The 20,860-nt window shown below is 68.4% G+C and carries 17 protein-coding genes and 1 tRNA gene; 6 read left to right on the top strand and 12 right to left on the bottom strand.

Going from position 1 to position 20,860, the window contains the following annotated elements:
* The first annotated feature begins 25 nt into the window (after window positions 1-25).
* Window positions 26-1,492 (top strand): divergent polysaccharide deacteylase family protein, encoded by a 1,467-nt coding sequence (locus BU124_RS07330; RefSeq protein ID WP_179141881.1) that lies wholly within the window; start codon window positions 26-28, stop codon window positions 1,490-1,492.
* A gap of 35 nt (window positions 1,493-1,527) precedes the next feature.
* Here BU124_RS07330 and BU124_RS07325 read toward each other — a convergent pair whose 3' ends face one another.
* From BU124_RS07325 to fabI, 6 genes are all read right to left on the bottom strand, one after another.
* On the bottom strand, window positions 1,528-1,893 hold the full coding sequence (locus tag BU124_RS07325) for a DUF983 domain-containing protein (RefSeq protein WP_084862189.1): 366 nt from the start codon (window positions 1,891-1,893) through the stop codon (window positions 1,528-1,530).
* A 104-nt stretch (window positions 1,894-1,997) separates the two neighbouring features.
* Complete coding sequence (gene trpE, locus BU124_RS07320; protein WP_084862187.1) at window positions 1,998-3,506, bottom strand: anthranilate synthase component I; 1,509 nt, start codon at window positions 3,504-3,506, stop codon at window positions 1,998-2,000.
* Between the two features lie 2 nt (window positions 3,507-3,508).
* Window positions 3,509-5,359 carry a peptidyl-prolyl cis-trans isomerase gene (locus BU124_RS07315; protein WP_084862185.1) on the bottom strand — a complete coding sequence of 617 codons (1,851 nt, stop codon included), beginning with the start codon at window positions 5,357-5,359 and terminating at the stop codon, window positions 3,509-3,511.
* Window positions 5,360-5,426: 67 nt separating this feature from the next.
* A complete protein-coding gene (locus tag BU124_RS07310; protein WP_245831641.1) occupies window positions 5,427-6,560 on the bottom strand; it encodes an aminotransferase in 1,134 nt (377 codons plus the stop codon).
* A gap of 38 nt (window positions 6,561-6,598) precedes the next feature.
* A complete protein-coding gene (gpt, locus tag BU124_RS07305) occupies window positions 6,599-7,120 on the bottom strand; it encodes a xanthine phosphoribosyltransferase (RefSeq protein ID WP_084862181.1) in 522 nt (173 codons plus the stop codon).
* A 3-nt stretch (window positions 7,121-7,123) separates the two neighbouring features.
* Entirely contained in the window at window positions 7,124-7,930 is an 807-nt protein-coding gene (gene fabI, locus BU124_RS07300; RefSeq protein WP_084862179.1) for an enoyl-ACP reductase FabI, read from the bottom strand.
* Window positions 7,931-8,001: 71 nt separating this feature from the next.
* On the opposite strand from fabI, the gene pdxH reads away from it, so the two are divergent.
* From pdxH to BU124_RS07275, 5 genes are all read left to right on the top strand, one after another.
* A complete protein-coding gene (gene pdxH / locus BU124_RS07295; RefSeq protein WP_281250897.1) occupies window positions 8,002-8,682 on the top strand; it encodes a pyridoxamine 5'-phosphate oxidase in 681 nt (226 codons plus the stop codon).
* 144 nt (window positions 8,683-8,826) lie between these two features.
* A complete protein-coding gene (locus tag BU124_RS07290; RefSeq protein WP_084862175.1) occupies window positions 8,827-9,384 on the top strand; it encodes a cold-shock protein in 558 nt (185 codons plus the stop codon).
* Window positions 9,330-9,845: a DUF192 domain-containing protein gene (locus BU124_RS07285; protein ID WP_084862172.1), complete on the top strand. Its 516-nt coding sequence runs from the start codon at window positions 9,330-9,332 to the stop codon at window positions 9,843-9,845. Before BU124_RS07290 ends, BU124_RS07285 begins: the two co-directional genes overlap by 55 nt.
* 45 nt (window positions 9,846-9,890) lie before the next feature.
* Window positions 9,891-9,967 (top strand) — tRNA-Pro (locus BU124_RS07280).
* Between the two features lie 486 nt (window positions 9,968-10,453).
* The gene (locus BU124_RS07275) at window positions 10,454-14,101 is read left to right on the top strand and encodes a vitamin B12-dependent ribonucleotide reductase (protein ID WP_084862170.1); all 3,648 of its coding nucleotides are present in this window, start codon (window positions 10,454-10,456) and stop codon (window positions 14,099-14,101) included.
* Window positions 14,102-14,682: 581 nt separating this feature from the next.
* Here BU124_RS07275 and BU124_RS07270 read toward each other — a convergent pair.
* The 6 genes from BU124_RS07270 to BU124_RS07245 form a co-directional block, all read right to left on the bottom strand.
* Window positions 14,683-15,720 carry an AbrB family transcriptional regulator gene (locus BU124_RS07270; protein WP_179141880.1) on the bottom strand — a complete coding sequence of 346 codons (1,038 nt, stop codon included), beginning with the start codon at window positions 15,718-15,720 and terminating at the stop codon, window positions 14,683-14,685.
* Window positions 15,707-16,486, bottom strand: coding sequence for a citryl-CoA lyase (locus tag BU124_RS07265; RefSeq protein ID WP_084862168.1), 780 nt, complete (start codon window positions 16,484-16,486; stop codon window positions 15,707-15,709). The genes BU124_RS07270 and BU124_RS07265 overlap by 14 nt, the downstream gene beginning before the upstream one ends.
* Window positions 16,483-17,691, bottom strand: coding sequence for a CaiB/BaiF CoA transferase family protein (locus tag BU124_RS07260; protein WP_084862344.1), 1,209 nt, complete (start codon window positions 17,689-17,691; stop codon window positions 16,483-16,485). Before BU124_RS07260 ends, BU124_RS07265 begins: the two co-directional genes overlap by 4 nt.
* The gene (locus BU124_RS07255; RefSeq protein ID WP_084862166.1) at window positions 17,681-19,201 is read right to left on the bottom strand and encodes a tripartite tricarboxylate transporter permease; all 1,521 of its coding nucleotides are present in this window, start codon (window positions 19,199-19,201) and stop codon (window positions 17,681-17,683) included. The genes BU124_RS07260 and BU124_RS07255 overlap by 11 nt, the downstream gene beginning before the upstream one ends.
* Before the next feature lie 3 nt (window positions 19,202-19,204).
* Complete coding sequence (locus BU124_RS07250; protein WP_084862164.1) at window positions 19,205-19,699, bottom strand: tripartite tricarboxylate transporter TctB family protein; 495 nt, start codon at window positions 19,697-19,699, stop codon at window positions 19,205-19,207.
* A gap of 120 nt (window positions 19,700-19,819) precedes the next feature.
* On the bottom strand, window positions 19,820-20,803 hold the full coding sequence (locus tag BU124_RS07245) for a Bug family tripartite tricarboxylate transporter substrate binding protein (protein WP_084862162.1): 984 nt from the start codon (window positions 20,801-20,803) through the stop codon (window positions 19,820-19,822).
* Window positions 20,804-20,860 lie beyond the last annotated feature (57 nt).

The raw sequence follows: 20,860 nt of genomic DNA, 5'->3' as shown, positions 1-20,860 counted from the left end.
GGGCAACAGCAGGCAGGGGGCAATCGTGGTCAGGGGATTTCTGTCGGGGATACTGGTGGGTGGTCTCGTATCGGGTCTTGGGCTGGGCACGGCCTCGCTTCTGGGTGAACAGCCCGCGGGCAACACCCCGCCCGCGGCGCCGCAGGTGGACGCGCCCGAAACCGCCATGACCGATGCGCCGGCGGGCGCCGCGCCGTCGGTTTCCGGGCCGGGCGAGGGGGCCGGGCCGAACCTTGGTCCCGCGCCCGCGGCCGACGCGGAACGGAGCATCCCCGGCCCGGGGGCCGATAGCCCGGCCGCGGATACGGCGCCGCCGGCGGTTCCGCAGGCCAGCGGCGTGGAGGGCGCCATGGGCCAGCCCGAGGTGGAGCGCGACGCCACGCCGGACGTTAGCGCCGACGATCCGGTCCTGCCGAATCCGCAGGCCCCGGCGCCGCAGTCGCCGGAGGCCGAAAACGATGTCCGGCTGTCGACCGATCCCGGCCAGCCCCCGGCGCCGGTCGTCGTCGAAGACCCCGAGAACACCGGGGACTCCGACCCGGCCGCGGTGGTCGTGGACGAGCCAGAGGAGGCGCCGGTCCCGGTCGAGATCGTCGACCCGGACACGGGCGGTGACGCGCCCGCGCCGGACAGTTCCGCGCCGGGGGACGAACCGCAACCGGCCGCCACCGACGCGCGGCCCGGGGCGGACGAGCCCCCGCAAGTCGAGATGCAGGGCGAGACCAACAGCCTGCTGGAGGACCGGGACACGGGCGTGGCCGTCAACCGGCCGACCGACGATACCAGTGACGATGGCGGCGCGCAGGCCGAGGCCCCGCAGGTGCCTGCCCTGCGCGCCTATGCCGCCCCTGCGCCCAATCCCGACGACCTGCCGACCATGGCGATCGTCCTGGTCGATGACGGCAGCATGGAGGCTGGCCCGGCGCTGGTGTCTGGCGTGCCCTTCCCGGTGACCGTGGCCATCGACCCGGCCGCCACGGGGGCGGCCGAGCGTCTGTCGGCCTATCGCGCCGCCGGGATCGAGGCCGCGGTCCTCGGGCGCCTGCCCGAGGGCGCCACCCCGCAGGATGTCGAGGTCGCGCTGGAAGGCACCTTCGCCGACCTGTCGCGGACCGTCGCGTTGCTCGACCTGGGTGACGGACCCGCGGGCAACCGCGCGGCAACCGAGCAGATGATGCAGGTCCTGTCCGAGGCCGGGCGCGGCTACCTGTCGATCAGCCAGGGCCTGAACACCGCCGCGCGGCTGGCCGAGCGCGCCGGCGTGCCCGCGGCCACGATCTATCGCGACCTCGACGGCGAGGGCCAGGACGCGCAGGTCATCCGCCGCTTCATCGACCAGGCCGCCTTTCGCGCGCGCCAGGACAGCGGCGTGGTGCTGCTGGGCCGGATGCGGCCCGACACAGTCACTGCACTGATCAACTGGGGCAACGACAAGCGCGCCGCCCAGGTCGCGCAGGTGCCACTGTCGGCGGTGCTGCGCGGGGACGAGTGAGAGGCAGACAGGGGTTTGCACCCTCGCGGTACAGTTTAGAATCCGTGAAGGCGCTTTGCCCACTGAAGGCCGATGAACAGCCCCTTGACACGGGGCAGCAGGACCAGGGCCAGGGCCGTCGCGAACGCCATCATTCCCAGCGCGACCCAGAGCGGTTCGGGATCGAAGGCCGAATAAACCACGGCGAACAGCGGAAAGACGACCGCGACCACGAGCGAGAGGGTAAAGTATGCCGGCCCGTCATCGACGCGCGCGTGATGCAGTTCCTGTCCGCAGGCGTCGCATTCGGTCCTGACCTTGAGGTAGCCGGCAAACATCCGTCCCTGCCCGCACGCCGGGCAGACCAGCCAAATGCCCCTGATCATCGCGGTTCGGGTATCGCGGTCGTCGGTCGATGGCATGGCGGTCTCCGTTTTGCCCGTGTTCGTGCCTGGGGCGGGACTGGCAAATTTGAGCCGGGGCGATCAAGACGCCGCCGGGGTACCGACCGGGCCGCGCCCGCCGGTCAGCTATCCCCGGATGTGAAACGGTGCGCCTCGGCCGCGGCGCGGCGGATGGCGCCGGATTTGTGGACGGTTTCCTGGTACTCGGCCTCGGGGTCGCTGTCGTGGACAACCCCGCCGCCGGCCTGGATGTAAAGGTCCTGACCCTTGAGCACCGCCGTGCGCAGGGCGATGCACATGTCCATGTCGCCCCCGGCGCTGAAATAGCCCACGCCGCCGCCGTAGATGCCGCGCTTTTCGGGTTCCAGCTCGTCGATGATCTCCATCGCGCGGACCTTGGGCGCGCCAGAGACCGTGCCCGCCGGCATCCCCGCGAAAAAGGCCGACAGCGCGTCGTGGCCCTCGGCCAACTCGCCCACCACGTTGGAGACGATGTGCATGACGTGGGAATAGCGTTCGACGATGAATTCCTCGGTCGGGCGCACCGTGCCCACCTTGGCGACGCGGCCCGCGTCGTTGCGGCCGAGATCCAGCAGCATCAGGTGCTCGGCCCGCTCCTTCTCATCGGCCAGAAGCTCGGCCTCGTTGGCCTTGTCCTCGGCCGGCGTGGCGCCGCGCGGGCGGGTGCCGGCGATGGGGCGGATCGTGACCTCGCCGTCCATGACCCGCACGAGGATTTCGGGGCTGGCGCCGATCACCTGGTAGCCGCCGAAGTTGAAAAAGAACATGAAGGGCGAGGGGTTGGTCCGCCGCAGCGAGCGATAGAGCGCGAAGGGCGGCTGATGAAACGCCTGCCGCCAGCGCTGTGCCGGCACCACCTGGAAGATGTCGCCGGCCTTGATGTACTCCTTGGCCTTTTCGACGGCGGCCTTGTAGCCCGCGTGGGTGAAGTTGCTGACCGCCTCGTTCTCGGCCTCGGCCTCGCCCAGGCGGCGGCCCTGGTCGGGCAGGGGCCCCTCGAGCGCGCGCTGCGCCTCGGTCACGCGCGCGGTGGCCTGCGCATGGGCGGCCTCGGCCGATAGCCCCGACTTGGCCCAGGCGGGTGCCACCAGGATCACGTCGCCCTTGACCCCGTCCAGCACCGCCACGACCGAGGGGCGCAGCATCACCGCATCCGGCAGGTCCAGCGGGTCGGGGTTCACGTCCGGAAGGTGTTCCACGTGCCGGATCATGTCGTAGCCCAGGAAGCCGAACAGCCCGGCACTGGCGGGCGGCAGGTCGGCGGGCAGGTCGATATGGCTCTCGGCCAGCACCGCGCGCAGGCTGTCGAGCGGGTCGACCGACACGTCCTCGAAGGCGGCGTCGTCGGTCAGGGCCTGCCGGTTGATCCGGGCCGTCGTGCCGCGGCATTCCCAGATCAGGTCGGGGGCCATGCCGATGATGGAATAGCGCCCGCGCACCTCGCCCCCGGTGACGCTTTCCAGCAGGAAGGCGTGTTTGCCGGCCGCGTTGAGCCGCAGCATCAGCGACACCGGCGTGTCCAGATCGGCGGCCAGCCGGGTGTGGACCAGCTGGTTCCGGCCGGCCGCGAAGCCCGCGCGGAAGGTCTCGTAATCCGGGACCAGCGCCATGGTTACTGGAAATTCGAATGGACCGCGTTGATCGCGGCCTGGTCAATTGTGACCTCGGTGTCGGCCTGCACCGCTTGGCTGAAGACGGCGAAGATATCCATCGCCATGCCCTGGCCGGCGCGGTCGGCGACGGCCTCCGCCTGCGCGGTGACCGACGGGTCGTCCTGCCCGGGCTGGGACACGGCGTCGAGCCGGGCCACGATCACGCCGTCGGGCGCGTCCACGACCACCGTGTCGCCGACCGCGTCCAGCTCGAAGATGCGCGTCATGAACCCCGGCGGCGTGCCGTTGAGGAAACTGCGCCGGGTCAGGCCGCGTTCGGCAACGGCACCGTCCAGACCCACCTGCGTGAATTCGGTCTCGCCGTCGATGCCGGCGGCGATTTCCTCGGCGCGGGCGCGCAGGCGGCGCCGCGTCTCGGCGGCGCGCCAGTCCTCGGCCACCTGTGCGCGCACCGCGTCGAAGGGCTGCAGCTCGGGCGGGCGCACCTCGTCGACGCGCACCGCGAAGAGCCCGCCGCCCTCCAGCTCGTGCAACTGGGGGAAGGTACCCGGCTCCAGCCCCGCGACAACCTCGCGGAAGCCCGCGTAGGCGGCGATGTCCTCGCGGGTCTGCGGGGTCCAGTCCATCTCGCCCAGCGCCATGTCGGTCTGCTCGGCCAGGTCCGCCAGCGTCGCGCCCCCAGCCAGCAGGTCGGTGACGGGTTCGATCTGGTCCTCGATCACGCGGCGGGCGCGGGCGGCAGCGCGGTCCTCGCGCAGCACCGCGCGGGCCTCTTCGAACGGGGTTTCCTGCGCGGCGAGCACCGCGTTGACGCGGAACAGCGCCGGGCCCAGCGGGCTGGGCTGCGGGCCGACGACATCGCCCGTTTGGGCCGAGAACACCGCTTGCCCGGCCTCGCCCAGGTCGTCCTCGGTCACGTCGCCGAGGTCCACGTCGGCCAGGTCCAGCCCGCGGTCGGCGACAAGCGCCTCGAAATCGGTCTCGCCGGCCGCGATCCGGTCCAGCGCCGCCTGCGCGGCCTCTTCGCTGCCGAAGCTGAGCCGTTCGACAAGGCGGCGCTCGGGCTGGACGAACTCGTCGATACGGTCCTGATAGGCTTGGCGCAGCTCGGCCTCGTCGACCGTCACCTGGTCCTGGATCATCTCGGGCGTCAGCCAGGCATAGGTCAGGTCCTTGGTTTCGGGCGCGGTGTAGGCCTCGGGGTTGTCCTCGTAATGGGCGCGCAGGTCGTCCTCGTCCGGCTCGGGCAGGGTGCTGTCCAGGTCCGCCGCTGTCAGGGTGTCCCACGTGAAATCGCGTTCCTCGCCGATGTAGGCGGCGACGGTTTGGGCATAGACCTCGGGGGCGGGCAGGCCGCCGATCACGGCCTGTTGCAGCAGGGCGCGGGCGCTGTCGTCGCGGATGCGGGATTCGAACTGTTCCTCGGTAAGCCCGTTGTCGCGCAGCACGGCGCGGTATTGTTCGCGGTCGAAATTGCCGTCCGGCCCGGCAAAGGCGAGGGTGTCGAGCACCTCGCGCCGCACCGTCTCGTCGCCGACCGACACGCCAAGCTGGCGCATCTCGTTATCGAGCACCCGCGACCGGATCACCTGTTGCAGCGCCTGGTCGGGCACGCCGCGCTCGCGCGCCTGGGCAAAGGACAGCGTTTCGTCCGCCTCGGCCGAGAGCGACTGGATGCGGTTCTGCAGTTCCTGCTGGTAGGCGCTGACCGGCACCTCAAGGCCGCCGACCGTGCCGATGGAACTGACCCGGCCGGTCAGGCCCGTGGCCCCGAAGCCGACCATGCCGAACATCAGCAGGCCGATCACGATCCAGACGAAGGGGCGGGATTTCTTGCTGCCGTCAGCCATGTGCCGTCTGCCTGTTGTTGGGGCTTTGTCGCCTCAATAGGGCCGGGGGCCGCGCGGTGCAACCGGATCAGGCCGGGCGGAAGGCGGCCAGCCGGTCAAAGAGCGTCGCAATCCCCCCCGTGTCGATATTGGCAAAGGCGATGCGCAGCTCGCGCGCGCCGGCCGGGTCGTCGGCAGGGCGGAACATCGTTCCGGGCAGCAGCAACACGCCGGCGCCGGTGACCAGTGACCGGGCCAGCACATCCGAAGGCGTGTCGAAAGGATGTTCGAGGTAGGCGAAATAGGCGCCGCAGCCCCGCAGCCGCCAACCCTGCGCGGCCAGCCGCGGAAACGCCGCCTCGATCGCGGCCCGGCGGGCCAGGATTTCCGCCCGTTCCCCGGCCAGCCAGTCGCGCAGGTGCTGCATCGCCCAGAGCGCGGCCCGCTGGCCCAACTGGTTGGGGCAGATGCTGACGGTATCGAGGAACTTCTCGGCCTGCGCCAACCGGGCCGGCGCGGCGACCATCGCCCCGATCCTGTGCCCGGTCAGCCGGTAGGCCTTGGAAAACGAATAGAGCTGGATCAGCGTGTCGTCCCAATCGCCCGATAACAGGTCATGCGGCGCACCCGCGCGGCTGTCGAAATCGCGGTAGGTCTCGTCCACGATCAGCGCCAGGCCATGGGCGCGGGCCAGGTCGAAGAAGGCGCGCAACGTTTCCGCGGGGTATTCGACGCCGCCGGGGTTGTTGGGGCTGACCAGCACGATGGCCCGGGTGCGGCCGGTGATCCGGGCCGCGGCCGCCGTCGCCTCGGGGATCAGGCCGTCGCCCGTCGGCAGGGGCACCAGGCGCACCCCGGCCATGTCGAGCCACATCGCGTGGTTGAAGTAGTAGGGCACCGGAACGATCACCTCGTCGCCCTCGCCGCAAAGGCTGGCAACGGCGGCGGTGAAGGCCTGGTTGCAGCCGCTTGTAATGGCGACGTTTTCCGGCGCGATCCCCCCGCCGTAACCCGCCGCCCACTGGCGTGCGACCTCGGCGCGCAAGTCGGGCAGGCCCAGCACCGGGCCATAGAGATGGCTGCCCGGGTCCTCGACCACGAGGCGGGCCATTTCCCGGCGCAGCGCGTCCGGCGGCGGGGCGACCGGCGCGGCCTGGCTGACGTTGATCAGGGGGCGGTCGTCGGGGAAGGTCACGCCATGGGTCCAGCGGCGCGCCTCCATCACTGGGGGCGGGAAGGTGGCGTCGGTTCGCGCCGCGCTCAATCGCGGCCCCGGTAGGGTTCGACGTATTGCAGCGCCATGTCCCAGGGAAAGAAGATCCAGGTGTCTTGGCTGACCCCGGTTATGAAGGTCTCGACCTGCGGCTCGCCCTCGGGCTTGGCATAGACGGTGGCGAAATGCGCCTTGGGATACATCTGGCGGACCAGTTCCAGCGTCTTGCCGGTATCGACCAGGTCGTCGACGATCAGAACGCCCTCGCCGTCGCCCATCATCGCCGCGTCGGGGCTCTTGAGCACCTGCGCCTCGCGGCGCTGGTCGGCCTTGCCACCGCCCGAGAGGTAGGACTTGACCGAGATCGTGTCGACGGTGCGGATGTCCAGCTCGCGCGCCACGATCATCGCCGGGGCCATGCCGCCGCGGGTGATCGCCACGACCGCCCGCCAGGACCCGGCGTCCGGGCCGTAGCCATCGAGCCGCCAGGCCAGCGCGCGGCTGTCGCGGTGCAGCTGGTCCCAGCTGACGTGAAATCCTTTCTCGTGGGGCAGGCGGTTGTCGGCCATGGCTCAGCTCTTGTCGATGTCGGGGGCGTCGACGGCCTTCATGCCGACGACATGATAGCCGGCGTCGACGTGGTGCACCTCCCCGGTGACGCCGCCGGCCAGGTCGCTGAGCAGGTAGAGCGCCGCGCCGCCGACCTCGTCGATGGTGACGTTCTTGCGCAGGGGCGAGTTCAGCTCGTTCCACTTGAGGATATAGCGGAAATCGCCGATGCCGCTGGCCGCCAGCGTCTTGATCGGCCCGGCCGAGACGGCGTTGACGCGGATACCGTCCTTGCCCAGGTCCTCGGCCATGTAGCGCACCGACGCCTCCAGCGCGGCCTTGGCAACGCCCATGACGTTGTAGTGCGGCATGACCTGTTCGGCGCCGTAATAGGTCATGGTCAGGGCGCTGCCGCCCTGCGTCATCATCTTCTCGGCGCGCTGCATCACGGCGGTGAAGGAATAGACCGAGATGTCCATGGACATGGCGAAATTGGCGCGGCTGGTGTCCACGTAGCGGCCGCGCAGCTCGCCCTTGTCGGAATAGCCGATGGCGTGGACGACGAAATCGAGGCTGTCCCAGTGCTGGCGCAGCCCGTCAAACAGCGCGTCGATCGAGGCTTCGTCGCCGACATCGCAGGGCAGCACGATGTCCGAGCCAAGCTCTGCGGCCAGCGGGCCGACGCGTTTTTTCAGCGCCTCGCCCTGATAGGAAAACGCAAGCTCCGCCCCGGCGCCGGCCAGCGCTCTGGCGATGCCCCAGGCGATCGACTTGTCATTGGCCAGCCCCATGACAAGCCCGCGTTTTCCTTGCATCAGGTTCGAAGACATCCTTAACTCCCGCCGCGTCGCCCTTTGATGCGCTTGGTGTAAGCCAAGCGTCACAGCGCATCAAGCCGCCTTTGACAGGGACCGCGCCGTGCTATGTTCCGCGCCGGACGGCCCCGTGTGCGAGGGCCGAGAACAGGCAGGAGACCGACATGACCGACCGCACAGGCATATTCGCGGGCGATGACCCGTTCGAGATCGCCCGGCGCTGGCTGGCCGAGGCCGAGAAGACCGAAGTCAACGACCCCAACGCCATCGCCCTTGCCACGACCGACGCCGAGGGGATGCCCGATGCGCGCATGGTTCTGCTCAAGGATATCGAGGACGACGCCTTCATCTTCTACACCAACTACGGTTCGGCCAAGGCCGCCGCGATCGAGGCGACGGGCAAGGCGGCCTTCGTGATGCACTGGAAAAGCCTGCGCCGCCAGATCCGCGTGCGCGGCACGATTACGCGCGAGGCGGGCGCAAAGGCTGATGCTTATTACCGCAGCCGCAGCCTGAAAAGCCGGCTGGGCGCCTGGGCCTCGCAGCAATCGCAGCCGTTGTCCTCGCGCAGCGCTCTGCTGGCCGATGTGGCGCGGATCACCGCCGAGAAGGGCACCGATCCCGAGCGGCCCCCGTTCTGGGGCGGCTACCGCATTGCGCCTGTGCAAATCGAGTTTTGGGCCGACGGTGCCTTTCGCCTGCACGACCGGTTCCAGTGGACGCGGGACGGCGAAAAAGAGTGGACTGTTCAGAGGCTTAATCCCTGACGGAAGGTGAAACCCGCGCCGGAAATGGCCCGCGGCGCTGCATTTTCGACAAAAGAACTGGGTTGAAACTGCGCGGGCCACAATGCACGTGATACCGCGTGAGCCCGCGGAAACTGGGGTCCGGCGGGCCGGGGACCTGTAGCAATGACTGAAGACAACACCAGCGGGCGCCTGTGTCGGGGCCATGTGAAGTGGTTCGATCCGGGTAAGGGGTTCGGTTTTGTCGTCTCCGAGGAAGGCGGCCCGGACATTCTGCTGCACGCCAACGTGCTGCGCAATTTCGGGCAGAGCTCGGTCGCCGACGGGGCCGAGATCGAGCTTGTCGTGCTGGAGACAGAGCGCGGCCTGCAGGCCGCCGAAGTGCGCGACATCCGGGTACCCGACACCGTGATCGGCGGTGGGCTGAGCGATTTCGCCGAGATGAGCGCCGCGGAGCTGGCCGGTGCGCCCATGCAGCCGGCGCGGGTCAAGTGGTTCGACAAGGTCAAGGGCTTCGGGTTCGCCAATATCTTCGGGGTCGAGGACGATGTCTTTGTCCATATCGAGGTCTTGCGCCGGTCCGGGCTTGCTGATCTGATCCCCGGCGAGGCCATCGGGCTGCGCGCGGTCGAAGGGGCGCGCGGCCTCATGGCGACGGAGGTTCTGCCATGGGAAGCCGGTCTGCGCGAGGACGCCGAGGACACCGAGGATTTCGAGGACTGACAGCGGCGCTGGCGCTGGGCCTGTCAGTGCTGGGCGCGGCCGTCGCGGCGGCCTGCGCGCCCGATGAGGTCACCCTGCGCGGCGACTGGGGGCAGGCGCGGTTCTCGGTCGAGGTGGCCGACACCCCCGAAACCCGCGCGCGCGGGCTTATGTTCGTGGAAGAGATGCCGACGCTCTCGGGCATGCTCTTCGTTTATCCCAGCCCGCAACCGGTCAGCTTCTGGATGCGAAACACGCTGATCCCGTTGGACATGCTGTTCTTCGATGACACCGGCCGCCTGACCCGTCTGCATCGCATGGCTCGGCCGCGCGACGAGACGGCGATCCCCGGCGGCGATGCGGTGCAGTTCGTGCTCGAGATCAACGGCGGTATGGCCGCACGGCTGGGCATCACCGAGGGCGACGTGATGCGCCACCCCGCCATCGGCGCGGACGCCGCCTGGCCCTGTCCGGCCGATTAGGGCTTTTCAAGCGCCCGCCGGGCAAGTAGATCGGCGGCCGTGGTCCGGGGCGTGGCGCAGTCTGGTAGCGCACCTGTTTTGGGTACAGGGGGTCGTGAGTTCGAATCTCGCCGCCCCGACCACCTTCCGACTGACCGCCGGACCGGCCGCGTGGCGTCGCGGTGACACCCTTGAGCATCGAGGGCGGCCCGGCGCGGATCTTCATGCGGATCGTGAGGTTTCCGTGACAGGCTTCTGAGGGGGCGGCGGAATTTTTCGACCCGCGCGTCACCCCTTTTGTGCACAAGCCGGTGGAGGAATCGTGCCGGCTGCCAGATGCCGCCACGGTCAAGTCGAAAATCCCTCATCTTGTGTTAAAATCAAGTTGACCCCCCACCTGTAGATTTGCCATCTTGTGCGAGCCGGTCGGACAAACACTACATTTAGTGTCAGAGCGGCAGGGACACAGACCCTGAAAATAAGCAGCGCGACAGGCGCGCGCGCCCGTGGAAGGGGGCGCGGCAGGAGAGTTCGTCCTGTGAACGGAACGGCGCCGGGGCCTGCGCGCCCCACGGGATTAACGCAATGGTCGCAACGACGACCACGAACAAGAGGCACGAGGGACAACAATGAAGATCGAACGCAGCTTCACCAAGGCCGGGCAGGACGCTTACGCGGACATCGAGTTCAAGACCACGACGTCGGAGATCCGCAATCCCGACGGCACCACCGTCTTCAAGCTGGAAGACTGCGAAATTCCCGCCCGCTGGAGCCAGGTCGCCAGCGACGTGATCGCCCAGAAGTACTTCCGCAAGGCGGGCGTGCCGGACAAGCTGCGCCGGATCCAGGAAAAGGGCGTGCCGGAATTCCTGTGGCGCTCCGAGCCCGCCAAGGGCGCGACCCTGACCGGCGAGACCAGCGCCAAGCAGGTCTTCGACCGCATGGCCGGCGCCTGGACCTACTGGGGCTGGAAGGGCGGCTATTTCTCCTCCGAGGAGGACGCGCGCGCCTACTTCGACGAGATGCGTTACATGCTGGCCACCCAGCGCGCCGCGCCGAACTCGCCGCAGTGGTTCAACACCGGGTTGCACTGGGCCTATGGCATCGACGGCCCCAGCCAGGGGCACCACTACGTCGATCACCGCACCGGCGCGGTGGCCGCCTCGCAGAGCGCCTATGAACACCCCCAGCCGCACGCCTGCTTTATCCAGGGCTGCCGTGACGACCTGGTCAACGAGGGCGGCATCATGGACCTCTGGGTGCGCGAGGCGCGGCTGTTCAAGTACGGCTCGGGCACCGGCACCAACTTCAGCCACCTGCGCGGCGAGGGCGAGCCGCTCTCGGGCGGGGGCAAGTCCAGCGGCCTGATGGGCTTTCTCAAGATCGGCGACCGCGCCGCGGGCGCCATCAAGTCGGGCGGCACCACGCGCCGCGCCGCCAAGATGGTGATCGTGGACGCCGACCACCCCGACATCGAGGACTTCATCGACTGGAAGGTGCTGGAGGAACAGAAGGTCGCCAGCATCGTCGCCGGCTCCAAGATGCACGAGGCCGGGCTCAACAAGATCTTCGCCGCCATCAAGGCCTGGGACGGCGCGGCCGAGGACGCCTGCGACCCCAAGGTCAATGCCGGCCTCAAGGCCGCGATCCGCGAGGCAAAGAAGGTCGCGGTCCCCGAAACCTACGTCAAGCGGGTGCTGGACTATGCCAAGCAGGGCTACGACAGCATCGAGTTTCCCACCTACGACACCGACTGGGACAGCGAGGCCTACAACTCGGTCTCGGGGCAGAACTCGAACAACTCGATCCGCGTGACGGATGCCTTCCTCAAGGCCGTGCGCGAGGATGCGGACTGGGACCTGATCAACCGCACCAACGGCGAGGTCGCCCGCACCGTCAAGGCCCGCGATTTGTGGGAAAAGGTCGGCCACGCCGCCTGGGCCTGCGCCGATCCGGGCATCCAGTATCACGACACGGTCAACGCCTGGCACACCTGTCCCGAGGACGGCGAGATCCGCGGCTCGAACCCGTGCTCGGAATACATGTTCCTTGATGACACGGCCTGCAACCTGGCCTCGATGAACCTGCTGACCTTCTACCGCGACGGCGTGTTCGACGCGGAAGGCTACATGCACGCCACGCGGCTGTGGACGCTGACGCTGGAAATCTCGGTGATGATGGCGCAGTTCCCCTCGCAGGAGATTGCGCGGCTGTCCTACGACTTCCGCACGCTGGGCCTCGGGTATGCCAACATAGGCGGGCTGCTGATGAACATGGGGCTGGGCTATGACAGTGACGCGGGCCGCGCGCTGGCGGGGGCGCTGACCGCGATCATGACCGGCGTGTCCTACGCCACCAGCGCCGAGATCGCGGGCGAGCTCGGCCCCTTCGCCAAGTTCGAGAAGAACCGCGACCACATGCTGCGGGTCATCCGCAACCACCGCAATGCCGCCTACGGCGCGAGCGAGGGCTACGAGGGCCTGGAGGTCACGCCGGTGCCGCTGGACCACGCCAATTGCCCCGATGCCCGCCTGGTGGACCTGGCCATGTCGGCCTGGGACGAGGCGCTCAGCCTGGGCGAGGCAAACGGCTACCGCAACGCGCAGGCCACGGTCATCGCGCCCACGGGCACGATCGGGCTGGTCATGGACTGCGATACCACCGGGATCGAACCGGACTTCGCGCTGGTCAAGTTCAAGAAGCTCGCCGGCGGCGGCTACTTCAAGATCATCAACCAGTCGGTGCCCGCGGCGCTGGAAAAGCTGGGCTACGGCCCCGCGCAGATCGAGGAGATCGTCGCCTACGCCGTGGGCCACGGCACCCTGGGCAATGCGCCCGGCATCAACCACACCGCGCTGGTCGGGCACGGTTTCGGCGAGGCCGAGATCGCCAAGATCGAGGCGGCATTGCCGAGCGCCTTCGACATCCGCTTCGTCTTCAACCAGTGGACGCTGGGGGCGGAGTTCTGCCAGAAGACGCTGGGCATCCCGGCCGAGCGGCTCAACGATCCGACCTTCGACCTGCTGGCGCACCTGGGCTTCAACAAGGCCGATATCGAGGCCGCCAACGACCACGTCTGCGGGACCATGACGCTGGAGGGCGCGCCTTACCTGCGCGAGGAACACTATAACGTCTTCGACTGCGCCAACCCCTGTGGCAAGAAGGGCACGCGCTACCTCGGCGTCACCAGCCACATCGACATGATGGCCGCGGCGCAGAGCTTCATCTCGGGGGCGATCTCCAAGACCATCAACATGCCCAACGACGCCACCATCGCCGATTGCCAGGCCGCTTACGAGCGCAGCTGGTCCATGGGCGTGAAGGCCAACGCGCTCTACCGTGACGGCTCCAAGCTGTCGCAGCCCCTGGCCGCCGCGCTGGTCGAGGATGACGACGAGGCGCAGGAGGCCCTGGAAAGCGGCTCGACCCGGGAGAAGGCCACGGTGCTGGCCGAGAAGGTGGTCGAGAAGGTCGTCGTCAAGGAACTGGTGCGTAACCACCGCGAAAAGATGCCCGAACGCCGCAAGGGCTACACCCAGAAGGCCATCGTCGGCGGGCACAAGGTCTACCTGCGCACCGGCGAATACGAGGACGGCAACCTGGGCGAGATCTTCATCGACATGCACAAGGAGGGTGCCGGCTTCCGCGCGATGATGAACAACTTCGCCATCGCCGTGTCCGTGGGCCTGCAGTACGGCGTGCCGCTGGAGGAATTCGTCGACGCCTTCACCTTCACCAAGTTCGAGCCCGCGGGCATGGTGCAGGGCAACGACAGCATCAAGAACGCCACGTCGATCCTCGACTACATCTTCCGCGAACTGGCCGTCAGCTACCTCGACCGCACCGACCTGGCGCACGTCAAGCCCGAGGGCGCGTCGTTCGACGACCTCGGCCGGGGCGAGGAAGAGGGCGTGTCCAACATCAAGGAGATGTCGGAGAGCGCCAGTTCGCGCAGCCTGGAAGTGCTCAAGCAGATCAGCTCGACCGGCTATCTGCGCAAGCGCGTGCCGCAGGACCTGGTGGTGCTGCAGGGCGGGGCCGGGGGCCTCGACGGCGCGGCGGAGGTGCAGGCCGGGCTGGACACCATGATGCCCGTGGTCGCCGAGGGCGGCGGCATGGCCCGGGCCACCGGGGCGGCGTCGATCACCGCGCGCGACAAGGCCCGGATGCAGGGCTACGAGGGCGAGGCCTGCGGCGACTGCGGCAACTACACGCTGGTGCGCAATGGCACCTGCATGAAGTGCAACACCTGCGGCGGAACCAGCGGGTGCAGCTGAGACAGGCGGCGGGGCGGATCGCAATCCGCCCCGCCAGAGCGCCAGGGGCGCTCCAAGGGGGCACGGCGCGGGTGCGCTCGCGCTGCCGACGTTCAGGCCGCAGGCAGAAACCGGGCGGTGCAAGGAACTGAGCCTGAACGGCGAAACTCAAACGGGGGCTTCGGTCCCCGTTTTTTCGTCTCGGGCTGCGCCCGCGCCGACCGGGAAGGGGCGCTGCCCCTCTTGGCCTGTCGGCCAATTCACCCCGGGATATTTCCGGTCCAAAGAAAACGGTAAGAGTTCCTTAACCGGAATCGGAAAACCTGTAAAAGCGGTACAGGCGGGGACGCCGATGACCGCGTCCGGAGAAAGCTCCGGGCCCCGGCACGGCACCTGGTGACCCTCTGCCGGGGCCTTTCTTTGGACCCAAAATATCCCGGGGGAGTCCCGCATCGCGGGACGGGGGCAGAGCCCCCATTCCTCGGCTCGGGTGGTGGCCGCGGCCCCGGCGGCCCCGCGCGCTGGGGCGGGTTCGGCATGTTGTGGTCCGATCGATGCCCGCCGCCGCTCGGCGCCTTCGGGTCGCGCAAGGCCCACAAGGGTCAGCGCGACACGGCGCGCCGCCTGACGAAGACAGGAACAAGAAGGCTGAGGGCGAACAGCCGAAAGACGTGATGCGCGGCTACGAAGGCGGGTTCCAGTCGCGTTTCGACGGCAATCGCGGCCATGACCTCGACGCCGCCGGGGGCGAAGGCGAGCAGGAGGGCCCCGGGTGGCAGCCCCAGGACTTGCGACGCGAGCCAGGCGCCACCCGCGGCGACGGTGCATGCCACGCCGGTGGTGACGATCCCTGCGAGCAGGGCCTGGGACAAGCCGCGCCTGTCGACGCCGCTCAGCCGGGTTCCGATCAGCGCGCCCATGCAGACGAAGGCGATCGTGGTCAACCATGGGGGCATCGCGCCCGGCGTCAGGTCCAGGCCATGACCCAGCGCGGAGATGCTCATCGCGCCCAGCAGGAGCGGCGCGGGAATCCCGAGCCTATTGAACAGCAGGCCCACGCCTAGCCCCAGCGGGACGAGGATCGCCAGCGCTGCGACCGAGATCGCGCCGCTTTCGGGCGGGGGCGCTGTGCCCTGAACACCCCAGAGCGCGATCAGCACCGGCACGAGGACCGTGAGCATCAAAACCCGTATGGTCTGGACCAGGGCAAGTTTCGCCACATCGACCCGCAGGTCGAGCGACAGCCCCAGCACATAGCTGAGATGGCCGGGCGTCGCGGCCAGCAGCGCCGTCATGCGGTCGTAGCCGAAGCCGCGCATCAGCACAATTCGGGCGATGAGCATGGTCAGGATCAGCGTAACCGCGAGCAGCGCCAATGAGAGGGGCCATGTCAGGGCGGTCGAGATCACCTCGGGGGTGACCGTGCTGCCGATCTGCAGCCCAAGGACAAGGAAGACCGCGTTCCTCAGCGGCCCCGGCACCGCCATCCGCCAGCCCATCACCGCGGCCAGCGACACGCTGACCGCAGGCCCGGTCAGGACCGCCGCCGGAAACCCGATCACCCAGAACAACAGCGCCCCGGCCGCCCCCACGAACAATGTCGGACCCGTCGCTCCGCCGGGGGGCTCAGTCGCTGTCATGGGTCCATCGGTAGCCCGGCGGGGTCGGGCCCTTGTTGCGGCCGCCCTGCTCGGTCTGTTCCCAGGCATGGGCGAGAATCCCCACGGAGCGCGACAGGCCGAAAAAGCCGCGCGCCAGGGCAGGGGGACAGCCCAGTTCCGCGTAGATGACGGCCGTGGCCCCGTCGATGTTCATCGGGACGGGCTTGCCGCGTTCGGATGCGAGGTGGGCCTCGATCGCGCGGCCGATCCCGGCATGGGTGCCCGAGACGGCGCCGGCCGCCGCCGCCCTGTCCACCAGGTCCAGCAGGCGGGGGGCGCGTGGGTCGACCGGCGTGTGAAAGCGATGCCCGAAGCCGGGCAGGAAGCGCCCGTGCTCGGCGCGCCAACTCTCCAGCGCAGCACCCAGTTGCCCGGGGCCGGCGGCCGCGCAGTGCCGGTAGAGGTCGATCGCCTGTTCGCCCGCGCCGCCATGCACGTCACCCAGCATGTTCAGCCCCGTCGCCATGGCCGATTGCAGGCCGATCCCGCAGGTGGCCGCCATCCGCGCCGCCGCGATCGACGGCGCTTGCGGGCCGTGATCGACGGCCGCCACCAGCGCGGCCTCGAACAGCTCGGCGCGGGGCCCGTCGATTTCGCTTCCCATCACCAGCAGCCAGATCATCCGGGCAAAGCCGATGTTTCCGATCAGCTTTTCGACGGGCTGGCCGCGCAGCCGGATGTGGCCCGGTTCCATGTCTATGATCCGGGTGCGCCACCAATCGCTGACATCGCCGGGTCCGGTCATGTGATCCCCTCGTCCCGCATCCGTTCGATGTCCTGGGCGGCATATCCCAGTTCTGCAAGCAGTCTTTCGCTGTCCTGGCCGAGGGTGGGCGGCGGGGCCGCGGCCACCGGGCGTCGGCCATCCAGCATCGCCCCGATCGATGCGAGCGTGACGGGCCGGTCAACGCCCGCGACATCCTCGAAGAGCGCCAGGAAGTCACGATCGCGCACCTGGGCGTGGGCCAGAACCTCGGGCACCGACAGGACCGCGCCCGCGGGAACGCCGATCGCGGTCAGCTCGCGCGCCCAGTCGCGCGCGGGCCGCGTGGTCAGGACGGTTTCGAGTTCGGCCTTGAGCTGAAGCCGGTGCGCCTTGCGGTCCTCGCGGGTCGCGAAGGCGGGCGCGCAGGTCAGGTCCTCGCGGCCCAGGTGCCGCGCTAGCAGGACCCACTGCGCGTCCTTGTTGGCGGCGATGTTGATCAGCCCGTCGGCGCATTGAAAGGCGCCCGATGGCGCGGAGGTCGGGTTCTCGTTGCCCTGCGGCTGCGGTTCCACGCCCCCCACCAGGTAGTTGGACAGCACCCAGCCCATTGTCGTCAGAAGCGAGTCCAGCATGGACACGTCGATGAAGGTGCCGCGCGGGCTGGCGTTGAGGGCGGCGCTGACCGCCATGGCGGCGGTCAGGCCACCGACCGTGTCGGCAAGCGGAAAGCCGGCGCGTAGCGGCGCCGTGTCGCCATCGCCGGTGATCGACATCGCGCCCGAGGCGCCCTGAACGATCTGGTCATAGGCGGGCCTGTCCGCCCAGGGCCCGGTCTGGCCGAACCCGGAAATCGCGCAATAGATCAGGGCGGGCCGGATCGCTTTCAGCGTCTCGTAGCCCAGGCCCAGCCTGTCCATGACACCGGGCCGGAAGTTCTCGACAAGAACGTCCGCCGTTGCGACGAGGCGGGTCAGGGCCTCCTTGCCCCCGGGGGTTTTCAGGTTCAGCGTCAGCGAGGCCTTGCCGGCATTCTGCGCCAGAAAGCTGATCCCCATGCCCCGCGCGGACAGATCGGGGTCGGCGCCGAGATTGCGGGCCAGGTCGCCTTGCCCGACGGCCTCGACCTTGATGACCTCGGCGCCGAGGTGCACCAGCTGGTGACAGGCGAAGGGGCCGGCCAGGACATTCGTCAGGTCAAGCACCCGGACCCCGGCAAGGGGACCGGCCCGGTGGTCAGTCGCCATCGGCCACACCTTCGGCCCGTTTGCGCGCGCGGCGGGCGCGATAGCTCGGCAGCACGACGAGGATCAGCGCCAGCGCCAGCAGGCCAAGCGTCATGGGCCGTTCAAGTATGAAGTCGGGACCCCGGTAGAGTTGCATCGACCGGGCGAAGTTGTCTTCCATCATCCGCCCCAGAATGAAGCCGATCAGAAGCGGCGCCAGCGGATAATCGGCAAAGCGGAAGATTATCGCCATCACCCCCAGCCCGACCAGCATCAGGAGCTCGGTCGCGTTGTTCTGGCCGATGTAGGCTCCCATCAGGGTGAAGAACAGGATGAACGGGATCAGGTAGTTGCGCGGGATCGAGAGGATCTTGGCGATATAGGGGATCAGCGGCAGGTTCAGGATCAGAAGGACGACATTGCCGATGAACATCGACATGATGACCGCCCAGAAAATCTCGGGCGTGTCGGTCATCAGCCGCGGGCCGGGCGTCACGTTGAGCGCGATAAGCGCGCCCAGCAGGATTGCCGTCGTGCCCGAGCCGGGGATACCCAGCGTCAGCAGCGGCACGAAAGAACCCGTGCAGGCCGCGTTGTTGGCCGTTTCGGGCGCGGCCAGGCCCTTGACCGACCCGTGGCCGAACTCGGCCTGGTCGTCGCCCTTGGCGATGTTGCGCTCCACCGCGTAGCCAAGGAAAGAGGCCAGCGTTGCCCCTGCGCCCGGCAGCACGCCGATGAAGAAGCCCTGCACCGACTGGCGCCCGATCACGGGAACCATCGCCCGGCCTTCCGCGCGCGAGAACCGTAAGCCAGTGATCTTTCTCGATCCGTCCTGCCCGCCGGCGCTGCCCGCCGGGTTGAGCACCAGGAACACCGCCTCGGGCAGGGCGAACATGGCCATGGCGAGCGTGATGAAGGAGATCCCCGATTGCAGGTCCATGATCCCCAGCGTGAAGCGCGGCATGTTGAACAGCGCACCTTCGCCCACCGTGGCCAGGATCAGGCCGAGGAGGGTCATCATCAATGCCTTGGTGACCTGCCCGGTGCCCGCGAAGGCGGCGATGGCCGATAGCCCTACGACCATCAGCGCGAAGTATTCCGCCGAGTGGAACAGCAAAGCGACCGAACTCAGCGCCGGGGCGAAGATCATCAACAGGACAACGCCGATCATGCCACCGGCGAAACTCGACACCGCGGCGATGGTCAACGCCTTGCCGGCCTGACCGTTGCGCGCCATGGGGTAACCGTCGAAACTGGTCGCGACGGTTCCGGCGATGCCCGGCGCGTTGAGCAGGATCGACGAGGTCGAACCCCCGAAGATGGCCCCGTAATAGACCCCCGCGAGCAGGATCAGCGCCGCCGCCGGATCGCCCAGCGTGATCGCCACCGGGATCATGATCGCGATGATCGACATCGGCCCGAGCCCGGGCAGCATGCCGATGAAGGTACCTATCAGACAGCCGGCGACGACCAGCAGCAGGTTCTGGATCGAGAATGCGGCCTCCAGGCCGATCATGATGCCTTCAAGCATGGCTCAATGTCCCAAAAAGAACGGCAGGGGCCGCAAGAAGATGCCCAGCACCTGCTGGACGAGATACCACACGAAGCCGGCAGCGATCAGCGAAACCGGAATCATCACGTGGAACTTGCGCTCGCCCAGAACGGTGCTGCCCGCAACAAGGAAGATCACGGTCGCGATGATGAAACCGGCGGGGCGAAGCAGCAGCGCATAGGCCACCATCAGCCCCAGCAGCGCCAGCGCCTGGCCCAGCTTGTATTCGTGCAGGCGGCGATAGTTGATGTCGGTGGCCGAGGGCTCCTTTTCGGCATCGGGCTTTTCCAGACCGAGCAGCACGACAAGCCCGACGATGACCCCCAGCACCGCGAGGACCTTGGGAAAGGTCGACGGCCAGACGGGGTTGCTCTGCATGAAGGGCGGCACGTCCTGATCCATGGTGAAGAAGGCCAGGTAGCCGTAGGTGCAGCAGAACAGGATGAAGATAAGCGCGATCCAGCGATCCAACGCCATGGTCGGTCCCTCCCCAAGTCGCATCCGGGTTGCAGGACACCGCCCGCGGCCGGGCGGTGTCGGCTGTCAGGCCCCGGCCCGCCCGCGCCCGGAGGCGCGGGCGGGCCGGGGGCCGGGCCCTCAGAGGAAACCCAGTTCCGTCATCAGGTCGCCGATGACCTTTTCCTGGTCCTCCAGGAAGCTGCGGAAATCCGCGCCGGGGTTGTAGATGTTCACCCAGCCGTTGCGCGCGCGCACCTCTTCCCAAGCGTCGGTCTCGTACATGGCATCAAGCGCCGAGGTATACTGCGCCACCTTCTCGTCCGAGGCGCCAGGCGCGGCGAAGAACCCGCGCCAATTCACAAAGGAGGTGTCGATCCCCTGCTCCATGAAGGTCGGGGCGGAATCATAGGCCGGCACGCGCTCTTCGGCGGTCACGCCGAGGATGCGCACCTCGCCCTGTTCGGCAAGGGCGATCGCCTCGGAAAAGCCCGTCGAGAGCGCGTCGATCTCGCCCGAGAGCATGCCGGCCATGGCCTTGCCGCCCGCGTCGTAGGGGATGTAGTTGAGCGCGGTGGGGTCCTCGCCCGCGGCCTGCATCACCATCGCGGCAACGAGGTGGTCCATGCCACCGGGCACCGAGCCGCCGCCGACGGCGAAGTCCGGGCCCTGGTCGGCGTAGGCGGCGAGCAGGCCGTCCATGCCCTCGATATCGCTGTCGGCCGGCACCACGATGGCCGCGTAGTCCCCGATCGTGCCCGCCACCAGCGTCAGATCGCGGAAGCTCTGCGGGAAAACCCCGGTCAGCGACCGGATGACGATCGGCGTGGAGTTCACCATCAGCGTGTTGTCCAGGCTTTCGGCGTTCTCGATCATGTAGCCGATGGCCTTGCCGCCGCCGCCGCCGGACATGTTCTCGTAGCTGGCCGAGCCGACAAGGCCGGACTTCGTCAGCGCCTCGCCGGTGCCGCGCGCGGTGCCGTCCCAGCCGCCGCCGGCGCCGCCGGGAATGATGAAGTGCAACTCCTCGAGAACCTGGTGATCATCGGCTTGCGCGGTGCCGGAGAAGGCCAGCGTTGCCGCGGCCGCGGTCATGACGACCCGGCGGGTCATGGTCATTTTCATGGTATTTCCTCCCATTTGACAGGCGGTCCTCCGCCGCCCATGGTGGAGTGTGACCAC

Source organism: Salibaculum halophilum (genome assembly GCF_002094885.1).
GTDB lineage: Bacteria > Pseudomonadota > Alphaproteobacteria > Rhodobacterales > Rhodobacteraceae > Salibaculum > Salibaculum halophilum.
The sequence above is the reverse complement of the archived record's forward strand: the minus strand, read 5'-3'. Positions and strand labels throughout refer to the sequence as shown.

Excerpts from the sequence above, each read along its gene's own strand:
- BU124_RS07250 (WP_084862164.1), bottom strand. The coding sequence starts at position 19,699 with ATGGCGTTGGATCGCTGGATCGCGCTTATCTTCATCCTGTTCTGCTGC.
- BU124_RS07310 (WP_245831641.1), bottom strand. The coding sequence starts at position 6,560 with ATGGAGGCGCGCCGCTGGACCCATGGCGTGACCTTCCCCGACGACCGC.
- BU124_RS07315 (WP_084862185.1), bottom strand. The coding sequence starts at position 5,359 with ATGGCTGACGGCAGCAAGAAATCCCGCCCCTTCGTCTGGATCGTGATC.
- fabI (WP_084862179.1), bottom strand. The coding sequence starts at position 7,930 with ATGTCTTCGAACCTGATGCAAGGAAAACGCGGGCTTGTCATGGGGCTG.
- BU124_RS07255 (WP_084862166.1), bottom strand. The coding sequence starts at position 19,201 with ATGCTTGAAGGCATCATGATCGGCCTGGAGGCCGCATTCTCGATCCAG.
- BU124_RS07245 (WP_084862162.1), bottom strand. The coding sequence starts at position 20,803 with ATGAAAATGACCATGACCCGCCGGGTCGTCATGACCGCGGCCGCGGCA.
- BU124_RS07265 (WP_084862168.1), bottom strand. The coding sequence starts at position 16,486 with ATGACCGGACCCGGCGATGTCAGCGATTGGTGGCGCACCCGGATCATA.
- BU124_RS07260 (WP_084862344.1), bottom strand. The coding sequence starts at position 17,691 with ATGGCGACTGACCACCGGGCCGGTCCCCTTGCCGGGGTCCGGGTGCTT.
- BU124_RS07275 (WP_084862170.1), top strand. The coding sequence starts at position 10,454 with ATGAAGATCGAACGCAGCTTCACCAAGGCCGGGCAGGACGCTTACGCG.
- gpt (WP_084862181.1), bottom strand. The coding sequence starts at position 7,120 with ATGGCCGACAACCGCCTGCCCCACGAGAAAGGATTTCACGTCAGCTGG.
- BU124_RS07325 (WP_084862189.1), bottom strand. The coding sequence starts at position 1,893 with ATGCCATCGACCGACGACCGCGATACCCGAACCGCGATGATCAGGGGC.
- BU124_RS07290 (WP_084862175.1), top strand. The coding sequence starts at position 8,827 with ATGACTGAAGACAACACCAGCGGGCGCCTGTGTCGGGGCCATGTGAAG.
- BU124_RS07270 (WP_179141880.1), bottom strand. The coding sequence starts at position 15,720 with ATGACAGCGACTGAGCCCCCCGGCGGAGCGACGGGTCCGACATTGTTC.
- BU124_RS07285 (WP_084862172.1), top strand. The coding sequence starts at position 9,330 with ATGGGAAGCCGGTCTGCGCGAGGACGCCGAGGACACCGAGGATTTCGA.
- trpE (WP_084862187.1), bottom strand. The coding sequence starts at position 3,506 with ATGGCGCTGGTCCCGGATTACGAGACCTTCCGCGCGGGCTTCGCGGCC.